Origin of the sequence: Burkholderia sp. NFPP32 (assembly GCF_900119325.1) — a bacterium.
GTDB classification, from domain to species: domain Bacteria; phylum Pseudomonadota; class Gammaproteobacteria; order Burkholderiales; family Burkholderiaceae; genus Burkholderia; species Burkholderia pyrrocinia_C.
On sequence record NZ_FPJP01000001.1, the window covers coordinates 569,993 to 585,615 of the forward strand.

Below are 15,623 nucleotides of genomic sequence, written 5' to 3' on the forward strand. Positions count from 1 at the left end.
CGACCGACGTGGCTAAAGATTACTCAACGATCTGTCGCCGCAGAACGGCCTGGGGTTGCACTGTGTGATGCCACGCCGGCAAGCAGCTGCGCGAGTTCGCTCGCCTGGCCATCGAATAACCGAATGTTATGCGCATACGGATTACGATAGCCGTCCAAACGAGCAGGCCGCTCGAGCAGGCGCACGATCGCCTTTTCCAGCTGACTACCATCGTCGTCGATCGGAATAACGTCTCCGTTTTCTCCGGGAACGATGTCCTCACTCAAACCGCCTGCGTCAGTAGCGATAACCCACACGTTGCGAACCAGCGCCTCACGCACCGACAGGCCGAAACTCTCCATACACTGCGTTGGACATAGTAATACGTCGATTTCTTGGAAAAATGCATCTATCGTTTCTTGCGTGTACGCAGGAACGATTTCCAACTCACCAGTGACCTTCCAATCAACTGGATCAATAGAACGACGACCGAGATTCAGCACATTATCCACAACCCGAAGTCGGTAGTTAGTATAAGATAATCGCTTGAATATTGATTTAATCAAATGCGAACCTTTGATTGGCGTATCTCCACCCACATAACCAAATCGGATCACATTCTTTTGCTGCATCGACCGATATGAGCCGCTCATCGGCGCCATGATACCGTTCTTATTAAGTACGATTTTATTTTCCGAAAAACCATTCTCTATAAAGAGTCGCCTGAAGTACTCACTCGGCACCAACAACAATGCGGCATCGTCGAGCACCTCCCGGAGCCGAGCCTGCCGATACCCGTTCAAGTTTGGATTATCTACGCATGTCGCACATACATTAATATCGATTCTTCTCTGATTACAAAAACGGTTCTCGCCCGTAATCATGAACTGCCGACCACAGATCCACCAAGCGTCATGCAACGTCACGACATACGGAATGTCCTCGTCCTGGCACACTTCGGCGATTTGGGCGCCGATACCCTGGATACTGTGCAGATGCACGACGTCGGGACGCACCGCACGCACGGCTTCCCTGAACGGTGCCAACGAGTGCGGATTCTCGAATCCAAACGACGGATCGCTCTCGCCTGGCAACCCCATCGCGAATACGCCCCCCGCCGTCGCATCGTAGCGCTTCAGTTTGTAGGCCGGCACGTCGCTCGTGGGCAGTGACGAAAACATGAAATACTCGAGCGCGCCGCTTCGATTCAGACGCCGAGCCATTTCCTCTGCCACGACTGTCGCACCACCGAAGCGCTGCGGTTCGAAATAGATGTTGACGCCGAGGACACGCAGCTTGCGCTGTGGCGCCCGATAAGCGGCCAGTACAGGCAACACTTGATGTTGCGCGATTGGTTCAGGAGCGTAATCGTCGTGCACGTGCCGGAATGCACGCTCGGCCATCCGCTCGCGCACCATCCGATTGTCGATCAACGAGAGCAAAGCGCGCTCCCAGGCGGCGGAATCCGCCGCCAGGAAACCCGTGTCACCGTCCACGATTGCCGTACGGAACGCGGCACTGGGTGAACAGACAGACGACAGCTTGATGCTCGCAGCCTCGAGATACTTGATGTTCGACTTTGCGTCGTTGAATACATTGTCCTCGAGCGGCGCGATGCTGATGTCGGACTCTGCCAGCCGTTTCAGATACGTTACATAGTTCGACAATGGCAACCGTTCGACCTGAGCCATGACATCGTCGAAATCGTCCGGCAAGTTGAGCTCGCCTAGAATACGGAGTCGAACATTCGGCCTCGCCGCAAGCACACGCTTGATCGCGGCGGCGGCCTCCCGAAAATCGGCATCATGTGTTTTGGTCCCCGAGCCGTATGCAATCCGCACCAGCCCGTCATCCTTTTTCGGAGTGTTTGCGATGGCGGTCGCAACGCGGATTGTCTCTTCGTCGAGCGCGTTTTCGATCACGTACACTTTCGAGACACCAGCTTCCCGCATTGCTTGCGCAAGGCCCGACGTCGATGCGATACCGTAGTCGCACGCCAGCATCGCGGCACGATAGAGTGGCACGCCCGCCAGCACGCCCTTTCGCGTCTCCGCATCCACCTTGTCGAGATTCGAGTTATGCAGGTACTTCTCGGCGTCGAAAATAAGGTCGTCGACTTCCCAGAAAGTCGTCAGCCCAAGCGCCTTCGCTTCAGCGATCAATTCGAGCGGCCCCGGAAATCCCGGGACACGGTAGAAGATTGCGATCGAATGAGTTTGCAGCAGACTCTTCGCATTCTCTATATCGCTCCAGCTGACGACCGAGCAGTCAAAGCCCAGCGCCTCGATCATCCGCTGTTTCTGCGTCACTCGATACTTCAGGCATTGCGGGATGCTCATCTCCGCGATGAGCAGCACCCGCAATGCCAGGTTACCTTGCGCCGGGCGAGCGGGCGGCAAATCGAACAATGGTGTCGACCGCAGGCCGGGTACGGCGCCCAACAGCACGCGCAGGCCATGCTCCTTCCGGGCACTGACGATTTTCCGCAGTGTCGCGGCAACGCCCCGCGTCCGTACCGACGTACCCACAATCGCCGACAGGTTCTTTACCTTCGACACCACTCTGCGAGGCCCGTGCATGGATCCGACGGCAGCTCGCACCGGCCCGGTGATGCGCCAGGACGTCGAACCGCGCAATGCGTTGACCTCCGCTCGCGCCTGCCGCAATTGCTCATTAGCAAGATACGCGCTGCGCGCTTCCGATTTCAGCCGACGCGCCAGCAGGTCGAGCCGCGTGCGCTGCTTGTCGATTGTCGCCTGCAATTCGCGGATCGTGTCGGCACCACCCGCCTGAACACCCTCGCTAGCGGCTGCACTCAGCACCTCTACACGTTCGTTCGAGCCGGATCGCTGCATGACCGCGTCGCCCAGGTGCGCATAGAGGTCGGCAATATACTCGGCACGATCCCCTGATTCGAATAATGCGCGCAGCCGGGCGGGATAACGTTTGCCAACGGCGACCACACCGAGCCCCAATCCGTGCTCGAATTCGAATGACGGATAGCCGGACCGCAAGGCGGCCCAGAGCTCGCGCACGCCATTGCCGGCACGCCGTGTGCCATGAAGCAACACGATCGCGTCCGGCGCGAGCTTGGGCCTCCATGCTTCCAAAACGCGGCTCGCGTCTCCATCCTCGTGCGCAAGATCGATGTGAAGCAACCCTACCGTGCCATCTGCGACGCGCGCGCACGCGTCATGCAGTGTCGAGAATGGCGCGTACTCTCTAACATGAGGCGTGTGCAAATCGCCTTGCTCGGACGGCGCACGCGTCGCCGACGAAGTGCCGTCACGCAACTCGGAAAATGCGAGGCAGTGAGCTGACAATCCGAGGTCACGAATGGCTTGGCACCACACCGAATAGCCGAAGCCATCACACATTCCCCACTCGACGATGACGGCCGGCCGCACCGCATCGATCAGCCAGAAGCCGAATGGCGCATGTACCTGCCATGCCGATGCTATCGTGAGCTGCGGCCACCAGAGCGAAATCGGCGAAATGGGCAAATCACTGCCTTCCTCCGCATCGAGTCGAGTATTTCCCAGATTCATTGCATCCATCTCAAGCAGAACGCGGTGCGCGCCAACTACCTTGCGCTCACCACGACAATCAGACTCCGACTTGCGCCTCATACGCTGACACGACCTCTTCGACCGGTCCAAACGCGCGCACCTTGCCGCGCTCCATCCAGAGCGCTTTGTTGCAGACACGGCGGATTTCATGATTCGAATGCATCGCGAGCACGACGATCTCGGCCCGGCTATGCAGATCCGCGAGACGCTGTTCGGCCTTGTGCATGAAAGCCGCATCGCCGACGCCCATCACTTCGTCGAGCAGCAATATTTCGGCATCGACAGCAGTCGAGACGGCGAATGCGAGACGCACACGCATACCGCTCGAATACGTGCGAATCGGCAAATCCAGGTAGTCGCCAAGTTCGCAGAACTCGGCGATCTCGTCCTGCTTCTTACGAATCTCAGCGTCGCTCATTCCGAGTAGCAGACCACGCAGCCGGATGTTCTGGAGCCCGGTAGAGTTTTCATCCATCCCGAGACTGATGTCGAGCAGCGGAACCACCTTGCCGCTGCGGTTAACTGTCCCGGCCGTCGGAGGATAGATGCCGGCCATCGTCCTCAATAGCGTCGACTTGCCTGCACCGTTGTGTCCAATAAGACCGATCCGGTCGCCGCTCTCGAGGCGAAGATCGATGTTGTCGAGCGCACGCACGACAATCACACCGTCATTGTCTTCCGCGATCGTATTGCGGCGCCCCATGCGAAGCACCTGCCGTTTCAGCGAGCGCCCTTGCACGTCGTAGATGGGCAGATCGAGCGTCGCCCCTTTCAGTTCGATAAAAGCCATTTCGCGACCTTACACCCAATACGGAATACGTTTCAGAAACCGGCCGGTCAACGTCAGCGCGATCGGCCAGCCGATCAGCGCCATTCCAATTGTCACGCCCCACGTCAATGGTGGAGAAATTTGGCCGATCAAAGGATCTCGCACGATGTCCAGAAGGTAAGCCAGCGGATTCCATTCGACGATGAACGAATACCGGTTCAGCGATGATGGACGGTAGATGATCGGCGTCACATAGAAGGCAACTTGGATCAATGCTGCGATGATCTGGGGCAAGTCGCGGAAACGAGCGGAGAGCAGGCCTGCAATCATCGCGATCCAGATTGCATTCAACATGTAGAGGATCAACCCCGGGATCACGAACGGCAACGCTTCCCAATTCTTCACGCCGAAGATAACCAGCAGCAGCAGCACGATCACGAAGTTATGGGCGAGCACGATGAGGTTGCGCCACGCGACCTGCAGGATATAAATGAGCTTCGGCGTAGCGGCCTGCCGGATGTAGGTGCCGCTATTGATGTATGCGACGCTGCCCTCCAGAATCGTCTGCGAAAACACGCTCCACATCACGAGACTGCTCGCCAGAAACGGCAGATAGTCGCTCATCTTCTGACCAAACAGCGTCCCATACACGACGCCGATCGAGCCGATTACCACACCCATACTGATCGTGAGCCAGAACGGTCCGACGCGTGAACGCGCATACCGTTGGCGAACCTCCAGCCAGCCCAATAATGTCCAGAGCCGCCAGGAAACGATGCTCTGCTTCAGATCACCGAATGCGAGATTAAACATGCGAGATTTTTGTACCTGTCAGAATAGGTTGGAATAGACGGACGTTCCGCACAGAACGGTTATCGGGCACCGGTCCGACCGATTGCACCGTGCCAGAGCCCGAGCAGAGACATGCGCAGATGATCGAGTCGCGGCGTCATGAAGATGCCGTAGATCACAAGCCTGAACGGCAGCTTGACGAACTCCGTCGATTTCCAGGTCAATGGAACGTACCGGCGTTTGAACAGTGCGATCGCGTTACGGAACATGTAGTAGTGGCGCAACGCGCTGTGCCCCGGGTACTTTCGCCCGAACACGTGAACAGGTTCTCCGCCCAGTTCGTGCGAAAGCCGAAAGGCAGGGATGCCCAGCACCGCGTATCCCTTCGCTCGCGCCCTAATGCACCACTCCAGATCAACGAAGTCGATGAACAGCCCCTCGTCCATCGGACCGATTTCCCGCCATGCATCCAGATTCAGACACGAACCGGAGCTGATCAAGAAGTCCACGTCCACGGGCTCGCTGCCCGTCGGAGCCACCCGTCGGAGCTTGAAATAACCGAATCGCACAAACGGCACGACGCCTCCCAAGCGGCGATCGTCGTAGGCAGGGCCGGCGAGTGCAACGCGTGCGCCGCTGGACAGCTCGCTGGCGAGCACCTCCGGCAATCCACGCAGGAGATCGCTCTGCGGTTCGCTATCTTGATCAAACAGCATCGCGAACTTGCACCCCACTTCGATCAGGCGCTCCACCCCTTGGTTGAACGCCTCACCGACCCCCCGGTTCTCACCATTCGCAAGGTAGATCACACGCCGGTCGAGCCCCAATGACGAGGCAGACGCGGCGCGCTCGGTGTTGTCGACGACCACGCACGGCCCGAATTCGCACAGGCGATTCGCTCGCACCACGCAATCCGCATCTGGTCGATAAAAAACGACAACATAGCCGGTCATTCCGCGCGGTGCGGAAGCGTTAGTCATTCAAGCATCCAGGCAAAGCTTAAGTGCATCGTTCCATGCCGGAATCCGCAGTCCGAATGTCTGCAAGAGCTTTTCGCCCGCCATGCGGGAATTCGCCGGCCGCTTCGCCGGAACGGGGTATTCGCTCGCCGGAATAGGCAACGTTCGCGGGGCCTTGTCGCCCAGCGACAAACGAAAGATTTCCTCCGCAAAACCATGCCAAGACGTCTCGCCGCCCGCGGCGAAGTGATAGATACCGGAGCGCTCATGCCACCATTCGGGCGAACCGGCCGCGAGGCCCTGGGCAACGATATGCGCCGTCACGGACGCGATGGAGTTCGACCAAGTGGGTGCGCCGATTTGATCGGCGACGATTTTCAACTCGGGCCGCTCGCTGCCGAGCTTCAACATCGTGAGCAGGAAGTTCTTGCCGCGCCGTCCGTACACCCAACTCGTCCGCAAGATCAAATGCGCACAACCCGTCGCCGCGATCGCCTGTTCGCCCTCGAGCTTGGTCAAGCCGTAGACGTTCTGCGGATTGGTCGCATCAGTCTCGACATAAGCACCCTCTTTGGTGCCGTCGAACACGTAGTCGGTCGAATAGTGAATTAGGACCGCTCCGCTGCGCCCGGCCTCCTCGGCGAACACACGCGGCACGTCGGCATTGAGGCGCCGTGCCGCCGCGACGTCCGTCTCGGCTTTGTCCACCGCGGTATAAGCAGCCGGATTCACGATGATTGACGGCTTGAGGTCGCGCACGACACTGCGCACGCGGTCGAGATCGGAAAGGTCGAGCATCGAACGGTCGCATGCCACCACCCGCCCCAACCCTTGCAGCGTCCGCAGCAGTTCGTACCCCACCTGCCCGTTCACACCCGTCACGAGAATCGTCGGCTCAGGTTTCACGCCTACCTCACGCATAGACTTCGGCTTCGCTCAAACGCTTGCCCGCCGCATCCTTCGCGGCGAGCAGCGGCTCGAAATCGATCGGCCATTCGATCCCGATTTCGGGATCGTTCCACACGATGCTGCGCTCGTGCTCGGGGAACCAGTAATCGGTGGTCTTGTAGAGAAATTGCGCAGCTTCGGACAGCACGACAAAACCGTGCGCAAACCCGGGCGGAACCCACAGTTGCTTGTGATTGTCGTTCGACAGCACCACACCGACCCACTTGCCGAAGTTCGGCGAACTCTTGCGAATATCGACCGCGACGTCGAAGACCTCGCCCTCGACAACGCGCACGAGTTTGCCCTGTGCATGCTGGATCTGATAGTGCAGCCCGCGAAGCACGCCCTTCGACGACCGTGAATGGTTGTCCTGCACGAATTCGATACCGGGTTCCACCTGTTCGGCGAATTCCTTCCCGTTGAAGCTCTCGTAGAAGAATCCCCGTGCGTCGCCGAACACCTTCGGCTCGATGATCTTGACTTCCGGCAGCGCCGTCGCCGTTACTTGGATGGCCATGCGACTTGATCCGTGAGAATGTTTTTGAGGTACTGACCGTAGCCGTTCTTGGCGAGCGGCTGCGCGAGTTTCAACAGTTGCTCGGCGTCGATCCATTCCTTGCGGTATGCGATCTCCTCAGGACACGCGACAACGAGGCCTTGCCGCTTCTGAAGTGTCGCGATAAACGTGGCCGCCTCGATAAGCGAATCATGCGTGCCGGTATCGAGCCATGCATACCCGCGCCCCATGATCTCGACGTTGAGCGCACCGTCTTCGAGGTACCTCGAATTGACGTCGGTAATCTCAAGCTCGCCGCGCGGCGACGGCTTGATATCGGCCGCGATGTCGCACACCCGGTTGTCGTAGAAATACAAACCGGTCACCGCGTAGTTCGAACGCGGTTTCACAGGCTTCTCTTCGATCGACAGCGCGCGGAACGACTTGTCGAACTCGACGACGCCGTAACGCTCAGGATCGTGCACGTGATACGCAAACACCGTCGCGCCGGTTTCCTGCGCATGCGCACGCTCGAGTTGCTTCGCGAGATCGTGGCCGTAGAAGATGTTGTCGCCGAGAATCAGCGCCGACGGATCGTTGCCGACGAATTCCTTGCCGATGATGAACGCCTGTGCGAGACCATCCGGCGACGGCTGCACCGCGTACTGGATGTTCATCCCCCACTGGCTGCCGTCGCCGAGCATCGATTCGAAACGCGGCGTGTCCTGGGGCGTCGAGATGATCAGTACGTCGCGAATGCCGGCGACCATCAGCGTCGACAGCGGATAGTAAATCATCGGCTTGTCGTACACCGGCAGCAGTTGTTTCGAGACGACGTGCGTGATCGGATACAGCCGCGTGCCGGAACCGCCCGCGAGAATGATGCCTTTACGTGCCATCGAGTGTCTCCTCAAGCGCGCTTCGCGTAGTTGGTCTCGACCCACTTGCGGTACTCGCCCGACGCGACTTCGTCAGCCCATACCTGGTTGTCGAGATACCAGTCGACGGTCTTCGCGAGGCCCGTCTCGAACGTTTCCGCCGGCTTCCAACCAAGCTCGCGCTCGAGCTTGCGCGCATCGATCGCGTAGCGGCGATCGTGGCCGGGGCGATCCGTCACGTAGGTGATCTGGTCGCGATACGAACCGGCCGCCTTCGGGCGCGCCTTGTCGAGCAGGTCGCACAGCGTATGCACGACTTCGAGGTTCTTCTTCTCGTTCCAGCCGCCGACGTTGTACGTCTCGCCCGGCACGCCGCGCGCCAGTACTTCACGGATCGCGCTGCAGTGGTCGCCGACATAAAGCCAGTCGCGCACGTTCTGGCCGTCGCCGTACACGGGCAGCGGCTTGCCGGCGAGCGCATTCGCGATCATCAGCGGGATCAGCTTTTCGGGGAACTGGTACGGGCCGTAGTTGTTCGAACAGTTCGTCGTCAGCGTCGGCAGGCCGTACGTATGATGGTAGGCGCGCACCAGATGATCCGAACCGGCCTTCGTCGCGGAATACGGGCTGTTCGGAGCGTATGGCGTCGTTTCGGAGAATTGCGGATCGGTGGCGGACAGCGAGCCGAACACCTCGTCGGTCGACACGTGCAGGAAGCGGAACGCCGCCTTGTCGGTGTCGTTTAGGCCATTCCAGTACTGGCGGGCCGCTTCGAGCAGCGTGAACGTACCGACGACGTTGGTCTGCACGAAATCGGCCGGGCCGTGGATCGAGCGATCGACGTGGCTTTCGGCAGCGAAGTGCAGCACCGCGCGCGGCTTGTGCTCAGCGAACAGCGCGTCGAGCGCGGTACGATCGCAAATGTCGACGCGTGCGAACACATGCTTCGAATTGCCTTCCAGCGATTGCAGCGTACGGAGGTTGCCCGCATAGGTCAGCTTGTCGACATTGAGTACCGCTTCGTCGGAATCGCGTAGCCAGTCGAGTACAAAATTGGCACCGATAAACCCTGCGCCGCCCGTAACCAGAATCATGAGGTTCCCTCTCGTAGTGCGTGGCCGGCGCCCTGGGGCGGCGGCCACGTCGAATTCGTCAGTATTGTGCTCGGTACATCAGACCGGGAATTTTAACCGGTCGACACGGCCGCCAAAGTCATGAAATGCTAATTTTGTTCGGGAAAACGACAATTATAGGGAGCCGCCCGCAGCAAAAGCCATGCCGCTAACAACTTGATACAGCGCTCCGCACCCTTGGCGGGAATAAAATTTCTTGCCAAATCAATGCAATTTCGAGAAATTTAAGTTGCAGAATGCTGGCTGAAACCAATCATTCTTCTTGTTTGTTGGAAAACCTGCAGGACTCGCCCCTTCATGATCCGCCCCCCCATCGCCATCGGCGACATCCAAGGCTGTCATTCAGCTTTCCAGTCGCTGCTCAACCAGCTTTCGCCCGCCGCCGACACCCCGCTCTGGATCGCCGGCGACATCGTCAACCGCGGCCCGGACTCCCTCGCCGCGCTGCGCGCGCTGGTCGACCTCGGCCCACGCGCGACCGTCGTACTCGGCAATCACGACCTCCACCTGCTTGCCGTCTCCGCCGGCCTGCGCACCGAACGCCCGGGCGACACGATCGGCGAGATCCTCGACGCGCCGGACGCCGAAGCACTGCTCGATTGGGTCCGCCACCGCCCGTTCGTGCACGCCGAGAACGGAATGCTCCTCGTGCATGCGGGCCTGCTGCCGCAATGGGACACCACGCTCGCACTCGAGCTCGCCGACGAACTCCAGCGCGCGCTGCGCGCCCCCGACTGGCGCGAAACGCTGCAAGGCCTGTACGGCAACGAGCCGAACCAATGGAGCCCGAACATGAAGAAACGCGACCGGATGCGCGTCGCATTCAACGCGTTCACGCGCCTGCGCTTCTGCACGCCCGACGGCGCCATGGAGTTCAAGGCCAACGGCGGCCCCGCCAGCGCGCCGCCCGGCTACCTGCCGTGGTTCGACGTGCCGGGGCGCCGCACGGAGGACGTGACGGTCGTGTTCGGCCACTGGGCCGCGCTCGGCCTGACGCTGCGCGACAACCTCGTCGCGCTCGATTCGGGATGCGTGTGGGGAAACCAGTTGTCGGCCGTGCGGCTGACGGCCGACCCGGCGCAGCGCACGGTCACGCAGGTGCAGTGCGAAGCGTGCGGCGCGCCGGGCGGCGAGTGATTACGCGCTGAGGCGTCCGACCGGGAAGCGCCTTACCCCTCGCGCCCCGGCACCGGCTCGTCGGCCGCCCCGTCGCCTGACGCACCGGCGCCAAGCTCGGTCGCCGGATACGCATGCTTCGCCAGCTCCGCGAGCGACTCGGCCGACGGCTTGCCGACCTTCTCCTGCATCGACGCGAGCGCAGCCGCGATCGCGTCGCGCGCCGCCGCGGACGTCGCGCGCCGGTCACCGCCCGGTGCGATCGGTTCGCACACGTACAGATGCGCGACGAGCGGGCCGCCGCGCAGCACCATGTCGAGCGACTTGCCGAGCGACAGCTCGCCTGTGTAAGCCGGCGCCACCGACTGCCGCCGCTGCGCATCCTCATACATCAGACAAATCGGCTGAACCGCGCAGCCGGCCGATACCGCAGCCTGGAACAGGTTCGCATGGAACGGCAGCAGTTCCTGCCCGTCGGACGTCGTCCCTTCCGGAAACACGCACATCAGCCCGCCGTTGCGCAGGCGCTCGGCCATCTCGTGCATGATCCGCATCGCCTCGGTGCGCTTCTCGCGCTGCAGGAACACGGTGTCGAGCTTCTCGGCGAGCCAGCCGACGACCGGCCACTGCCGCACCTCGGCCTTCGACACGAACGGCGTCGGCCGCCACGCGTTGACCGCATAGATGTCGAGCCACGACACGTGGTTGCCGACGACGAGCGCGCTCGCGTCGAGCCGCGCGCCGTCGTTGTGGACGACGACGCGCATCCCGCAGATCCGCAGCATCTTGAGCGACCAGCGGCGCGTCATCTCGGCGCGGCGCGCGGGCGTGACGTGCGAAAAACGCAGCGCGACGATCGCCATGCCGCGCAACAGGTGAAAAACGAGACGCAGCTTGCGAAGAGCAATCATGGCGAAGGTCCGGCGTGGTTCAGTGGCGCTCGAACGCGATCTGTCCGGCGACGAGCGTCGTACGCACGCAGGCGGGCAGTTCGTAGCCGAGGAACGGCGAGTTGTGGCCCTGGCTCTTCAGCGCACGCGGCTCGACGCGCCAGTGCGCACGCGGGTCGAACACGCACAGGTCGGCCGTGCCGCCTTCGGCCAGACGGCCCGCCGGCAGCTTCAGCACGTCGGCCGGCGCGGACGTGATGCGGCGCAGCGCCTGCGCGAGCGGCGTGCGCGTCTCGTCCGCCCACTTCAGCGTCAGCGACAGCAGCAGTTCGAGCCCGGTCGCGCCAGGCGTCGCTTCGCCGAACGGCAGCAGCTTCTCGTCGTCGTCGACGGGCGTGTGGTCGGAGCAGATCGCGTCGATCGTGCCGTCTGCAAGCGCCACGCGGATCGCTTCGCGATCGCGCTCGCCGCGCAGCGGCGGGTCGAGCCGGAACTGCGAATCGAAATAACCGATGTCGACGTCGATCAGGTGCAGGTGGTTCACGCCGACGTCGCAGGTCACGGGCAACCCCTCGGCCTTCGCCGCGCGCACGAGCGCGAGGCCGGCCGCCGACGACAGCCGCGCGAGGTGCACGCGCGCGCCCGTCACGCGCATCAGTTCGAAGATCGTGTGCAACGCGATCGTCTCGGCCGCGACCGGCACGCCGGACAGCCCGAGCCGCGACGCGAGCGCGCCGCTCGCGGCAACGCCGCCGCGGCCGATGAACGCGTCCAGCGGGCGCAGCCACGTGGTGTAGCCGTAGGTGCTCGCGTACTGCAGCGCACGCAGCAGCACCTGCGTGTCGCGCACCGGCACGTTTGCATGCGTGAAGCCGACGCAGCCGGATTCGGTCAGCGCGACCATCTCGGTGATCACTTCGCCCTTGAGGCCGACGGTCAGCGCGCCGAGCGGATGGACGTTCGCCTGGCGCAGGTTGCTCGCGCGGAACTTGAGCATCTCGACGAGGCCCGGCTCGTCGAGCACGGGATCGGTGTCCGGCGGGCACACGAGGGTCGTGACGCCGCCCGCGACGGCCGCGGCCATCTCGGATGCGAGCGTCGCCTTGTGCTCGTAGCCGGGCTCGCGCAGCCGCGCGCACAGGTCGACGAGGCCGGGCGCGACGATCAGGCCCGACGCGTCGATGGTCTTCGCGGCGTTGAAATCGGCCGGCGCCGCCGCGCCGGCTTCGACGATCGCGGCGATCTTGCCGGCCGCGACGAATACGTCGGCCTGCCGCTCGGTGCCGGCGACCGGATCGATCAGCGTGCCGCCTTTGATATGAATCTTCATGCGCTGTCTGTGAATGCGTTGATTGCGTTGAATGCCTGGATCAGGATGCGCGAAAGCAGGCTCAGTCGTTGTTGCCGGCGACGATGCCCATCACCGCCATCCGCACGGCGATGCCGAACGTGACCTGGTTGAGGATCACCGACTGCGGACCGTCGGCGACCTGCGAGTCGATCTCGACGCCGCGGTTCATCGGGCCCGGGTGCATCACGATCGCGTCGGGCGCGGCGAGCGCGAGGCGCTCGGGCGTCAGGCCCCAGGTCTTGAAGTATTCCTGAGCGGACGGCAGCAGCGCGCCGCTCATCCGCTCGTTCTGCAGGCGCAGCATGATGATCACGTCGACGCCCTTCAGCCCTTCGTCGAGGTTGTTGAACACCTTCACGCCCATCTGCTCGAGGCCGCCCGGCAGCAGCGTACGCGGGCCGATGGCGCGCACCTCCGGCACGCCGAGCGTGGTGAGCGCGTGGATGTCGGAGCGCGCGACGCGCGAATGCAGGATGTCGCCGACGATCGCCACGCGCAGCTTCGTGAAGTCGCGCTTGTAGTGACGGATCGTGTACATGTCGAGCAGGCCCTGCGTCGGGTGCGCATGACGGCCGTCGCCGGCGTTGATCACGTGCACGTGCGGCGCGCAGTGCTCGGCGATCAGGTACGGCGCGCCGCTCGACGCGTGGCGCACGACGAACAGGTCGGCATGCATCGCCGACAGGTTGTTGATCGTGTCGAGCAGCGATTCGCCCTTGCTCGTCGACGATGCATTGATGTTCAGGTTCAGCACGTCGGCCGACAGGCGCGTCGCGGCGATTTCGAAGGTCGTGCGCGTGCGCGTCGAGTTCTCGAAGAACAGGTTGAAGACGGACTTGCCGCGCAGCAGCGGCACCTTCTTCACTTCACGGTCCGTCACGCTGACGAACTGCTCGGCCGTATCGAGAATGTGGTTGACGATCGAGCGCGGCAGGCCCTCGATCGACAGCAGGTGCTTCAGCTCGCCGTTTTTCGTGAGCTGCGGGTTGCCCTTCAGGAAACCGTAGCGGAACCGGTCGGGGCTCGCGGCCGCCGCGGGATTGCCGGTGCGGCCAGTGGTGTCGGTGGTCATGGTGTGCGTGATTCCAACTATGCAAACGGGCCGCGGTGCAAACCAGCGGCCCGGGATACGGTTTCGCGTGTCGTTCAGGCGCCGTGCGCCTCGACGCGCAGCGTGAACTGCGCGGCATCGTCGCGCGCGAGCACGAGCGTCGCGCCGGCCGGCACATCTAGCGCGCCGCCCGCGAAGCGCGCGGCGACCGGCAGCTCGCGGCCGCCGCGGTCGGCGAGCACCGCGAGCTCGACCGCGGCCGGACGGCCGTAGTCGAACAGCTCGTTGAGCGCCGCGCGCACGGTGCGCCCGGTGTACAGCACGTCGTCGACGAGCACGATGCGCGCGCCGTTGACATCGAACGGCAGCGACGTCGGGCTGGCCTGGCTGTGCAGCCCCTTCTTCGCGTAGTCGTCGCGATGCAGCGCGACGTTCACGACGCCGAACGCCGGCGCGCCGAGATCGCGCGCGAGGCGCTCGGCGAGCCACGCGCCGCCGCTGTAGATGCCGGCGAGCCGCGGGCCGCCCGGTTCGGCGAAAGCCGTGCCGTATGCGGCGCGGATCTGGTCGAGCAGGACGCGGTAAAGCGCCTCGGCGTCAATGGTGCTCATGGTCGGACAATTGATCGAGATACTGTTGAAGGATGACGCGCGCGGCCTCGGCATCGAGCATCTCGGCGCGTGCGCGGCCGCGCACGTTGCGCTCGCGCAGCCCGGCCTCGGCCTCGACCGACGAATAGCGCTCGTCGACCCACGTGACGGGCAGCCCGAAGCGGCCGTTCAGCTGGTTGCCGAAGCGCTTGGCCTGCTGCGTCATGTCGTGCGGCGTGCCGTCCGGATGCATCGGCAGGCCGACGACGAGCGCGTCCGGCCGCCATTCGGCCAGCAGGTCGCCGACCGCCTTGAAGCGGTGTTCGCGGTTCAGGTTCTGGATCACGACGAGCGCGCGGGCCGAGCGCGTCAGCGCATTGCCGATCGCGACCCCGATTCGCTTTTCGCCGTAGTCGAACGCCAGGAGCGTCGCATCGCGCGCGCTCGCGCCACTCATGCGTGCCCTGCTTCGCCGGACAGCATCGACGAGCTGACGCCAAGCAGGCCGAGCGCGGCTTCGAAGCGCTCCTCGGCCGGCGTGTCGAACACGATGCGCGGATCGGCGGCGACCGTCAGCCAGCCGTTGCGGGAAATTTCTTCCTCGAGCTGCCCTGCGCCCCAGCCTGCATGGCCGAGCGTCAGCAGGAAGCGCTTCGGGCCGGTGCCCGTCGCGACCGCCTCGAGCACGTCCTTCGACGTCGTCATCTCCAGCCCGCCGTCGACGGACATCGACGAGTTGTAGCTCGCGCCCTCGACCGGCTCGTGCAGCACGAAGCCGCGCTCGGTCTGGACCGGGCCGCCGAAGTACACGGGGATGTGCAGCAGCGGCTCGATGTCGAGCTTCAGGTCGATGCGGTTGAACAGCGATTCGAGGTCGATGTCGGTTGGACGGTTGATGACGAGGCCGAGCGCACCGCGCTCGCTGTGATCGCAAAGGTAGACCACCGTTCCCGAGAACGTCGGATCGGCCATGTTCGGCATGGCGATCAGGAACTGGTTGGTGAGGTTGATGCGATCGGAAGGCTTTGACATGGTTTGAATTTTAGCAAAGACGCCGCGGCCTGACCGGGCCGCGATCAACAAGCAACGCCGCGCCGCGCTG

At 62.8% G+C, this 15,623-nt stretch carries 15 protein-coding genes; 1 reads left to right on the forward strand and 14 read right to left on the reverse strand.

Annotated features, from left to right (window positions below; genetic code table 11):
• Positions 1-23 precede the first annotated feature (23 nt).
• From BT264_RS02660 to rfbB, 8 genes are read right to left on the reverse strand one after another with little or no spacing between them, the layout of a single operon-like run.
• Positions 24-3,527 carry a glycosyltransferase gene (locus tag BT264_RS02660; protein ID WP_177318330.1) on the reverse strand — a complete coding sequence of 1,168 codons (3,504 nt, stop codon included), beginning with the start codon at positions 3,525-3,527 and terminating at the stop codon, positions 24-26.
• A gap of 58 nt (positions 3,528-3,585) precedes the next feature.
• Positions 3,586-4,338, reverse strand: coding sequence for an ABC transporter ATP-binding protein (locus BT264_RS02665; RefSeq protein ID WP_072436180.1), 753 nt, complete (start codon positions 4,336-4,338; stop codon positions 3,586-3,588).
• A 9-nt stretch (positions 4,339-4,347) separates the two neighbouring features.
• Complete coding sequence (locus BT264_RS02670; protein ID WP_072436181.1) at positions 4,348-5,130, reverse strand: ABC transporter permease; 783 nt, start codon at positions 5,128-5,130, stop codon at positions 4,348-4,350.
• Between the two features lie 59 nt (positions 5,131-5,189).
• A complete protein-coding gene (locus tag BT264_RS02675; RefSeq protein ID WP_072436182.1) occupies positions 5,190-6,089 on the reverse strand; it encodes a glycosyltransferase family 2 protein in 900 nt (299 codons plus the stop codon).
• Entirely contained in the window at positions 6,090-6,989 is a 900-nt protein-coding gene (gene rfbD / locus BT264_RS02680) for a dTDP-4-dehydrorhamnose reductase (RefSeq protein ID WP_072436183.1), read from the reverse strand.
• Positions 6,982-7,533, reverse strand: coding sequence for a dTDP-4-dehydrorhamnose 3,5-epimerase (gene rfbC, locus BT264_RS02685; RefSeq protein ID WP_072436184.1), 552 nt, complete (start codon positions 7,531-7,533; stop codon positions 6,982-6,984). Before rfbC ends, rfbD begins: the two co-directional genes overlap by 8 nt.
• A complete protein-coding gene (gene rfbA / locus BT264_RS02690) occupies positions 7,518-8,411 on the reverse strand; it encodes a glucose-1-phosphate thymidylyltransferase RfbA (RefSeq protein ID WP_072436185.1) in 894 nt (297 codons plus the stop codon). The genes rfbC and rfbA overlap by 16 nt, the downstream gene beginning before the upstream one ends.
• Positions 8,412-8,422: 11 nt before the next feature.
• Positions 8,423-9,484 carry a dTDP-glucose 4,6-dehydratase gene (gene rfbB, locus BT264_RS02695; RefSeq protein WP_072436186.1) on the reverse strand — a complete coding sequence of 354 codons (1,062 nt, stop codon included), beginning with the start codon at positions 9,482-9,484 and terminating at the stop codon, positions 8,423-8,425.
• Positions 9,485-9,820: 336 nt separating this feature from the next.
• On the opposite strand from rfbB, the gene BT264_RS02700 reads away from it, so the two are divergent.
• A complete protein-coding gene (locus BT264_RS02700; protein WP_072436187.1) occupies positions 9,821-10,660 on the forward strand; it encodes a symmetrical bis(5'-nucleosyl)-tetraphosphatase in 840 nt (279 codons plus the stop codon).
• 32 nt (positions 10,661-10,692) lie between these two features.
• On the opposite strand, the gene BT264_RS02705 is transcribed toward BT264_RS02700, so the two are convergent.
• From BT264_RS02705 to BT264_RS02730, 6 genes are all read right to left on the reverse strand, one after another.
• Entirely contained in the window at positions 10,693-11,550 is an 858-nt protein-coding gene (locus tag BT264_RS02705) for a lysophospholipid acyltransferase family protein (RefSeq protein WP_072436188.1), read from the reverse strand.
• A 19-nt stretch (positions 11,551-11,569) separates the two neighbouring features.
• Positions 11,570-12,859: a dihydroorotase gene (locus tag BT264_RS02710; RefSeq protein ID WP_072436189.1), complete on the reverse strand. Its 1,290-nt coding sequence runs from the start codon at positions 12,857-12,859 to the stop codon at positions 11,570-11,572.
• 61 nt (positions 12,860-12,920) lie between these two features.
• Positions 12,921-13,952 carry an aspartate carbamoyltransferase catalytic subunit gene (locus BT264_RS02715; protein ID WP_072436190.1) on the reverse strand — a complete coding sequence of 344 codons (1,032 nt, stop codon included), beginning with the start codon at positions 13,950-13,952 and terminating at the stop codon, positions 12,921-12,923.
• A gap of 74 nt (positions 13,953-14,026) precedes the next feature.
• Positions 14,027-14,542: a bifunctional pyr operon transcriptional regulator/uracil phosphoribosyltransferase PyrR gene (gene pyrR, locus BT264_RS02720; RefSeq protein ID WP_072436191.1), complete on the reverse strand. Its 516-nt coding sequence runs from the start codon at positions 14,540-14,542 to the stop codon at positions 14,027-14,029.
• A complete protein-coding gene (gene ruvX, locus BT264_RS02725) occupies positions 14,529-14,978 on the reverse strand; it encodes a Holliday junction resolvase RuvX (RefSeq protein ID WP_027788201.1) in 450 nt (149 codons plus the stop codon). Before ruvX ends, pyrR begins: the two co-directional genes overlap by 14 nt.
• Positions 14,975-15,553, reverse strand: a complete 579-nt coding sequence (locus tag BT264_RS02730; protein ID WP_006491354.1) for a YqgE/AlgH family protein — start codon at positions 15,551-15,553, stop codon at positions 14,975-14,977. Before BT264_RS02730 ends, ruvX begins: the two co-directional genes overlap by 4 nt.
• Positions 15,554-15,623 lie beyond the last annotated feature (70 nt).

Bases quoted from the DNA above. Each gene is read 5' to 3' on its own strand.
- BT264_RS02660 (WP_177318330.1), bottom strand. From the start codon at position 3,527: ATGAATCTGGGAAATACTCGACTCGATGCGGAGGAAGGCAGTGATTTG.
- BT264_RS02665 (WP_072436180.1), bottom strand. From the start codon at position 4,338: ATGGCTTTTATCGAACTGAAAGGGGCGACGCTCGATCTGCCCATCTAC.
- BT264_RS02670 (WP_072436181.1), bottom strand. From the start codon at position 5,130: ATGTTTAATCTCGCATTCGGTGATCTGAAGCAGAGCATCGTTTCCTGG.
- BT264_RS02675 (WP_072436182.1), bottom strand. From the start codon at position 6,089: ATGACTAACGCTTCCGCACCGCGCGGAATGACCGGCTATGTTGTCGTT.
- rfbD (WP_072436183.1), bottom strand. From the start codon at position 6,989: ATGCGTGAGGTAGGCGTGAAACCTGAGCCGACGATTCTCGTGACGGGT.
- rfbC (WP_072436184.1), bottom strand. From the start codon at position 7,533: ATGGCCATCCAAGTAACGGCGACGGCGCTGCCGGAAGTCAAGATCATC.
- rfbA (WP_072436185.1), bottom strand. From the start codon at position 8,411: ATGGCACGTAAAGGCATCATTCTCGCGGGCGGTTCCGGCACGCGGCTG.
- rfbB (WP_072436186.1), bottom strand. From the start codon at position 9,484: ATGATTCTGGTTACGGGCGGCGCAGGGTTTATCGGTGCCAATTTTGTA.
- BT264_RS02700 (WP_072436187.1), top strand. From the start codon at position 9,821: ATGATCCGCCCCCCCATCGCCATCGGCGACATCCAAGGCTGTCATTCA.
- BT264_RS02705 (WP_072436188.1), bottom strand. From the start codon at position 11,550: ATGATTGCTCTTCGCAAGCTGCGTCTCGTTTTTCACCTGTTGCGCGGC.
- BT264_RS02710 (WP_072436189.1), bottom strand. From the start codon at position 12,859: ATGAAGATTCATATCAAAGGCGGCACGCTGATCGATCCGGTCGCCGGC.
- BT264_RS02715 (WP_072436190.1), bottom strand. From the start codon at position 13,952: ATGACCACCGACACCACTGGCCGCACCGGCAATCCCGCGGCGGCCGCG.
- pyrR (WP_072436191.1), bottom strand. From the start codon at position 14,542: ATGAGCACCATTGACGCCGAGGCGCTTTACCGCGTCCTGCTCGACCAG.
- ruvX (WP_027788201.1), bottom strand. From the start codon at position 14,978: ATGAGTGGCGCGAGCGCGCGCGATGCGACGCTCCTGGCGTTCGACTAC.
- BT264_RS02730 (WP_006491354.1), bottom strand. From the start codon at position 15,553: ATGTCAAAGCCTTCCGATCGCATCAACCTCACCAACCAGTTCCTGATC.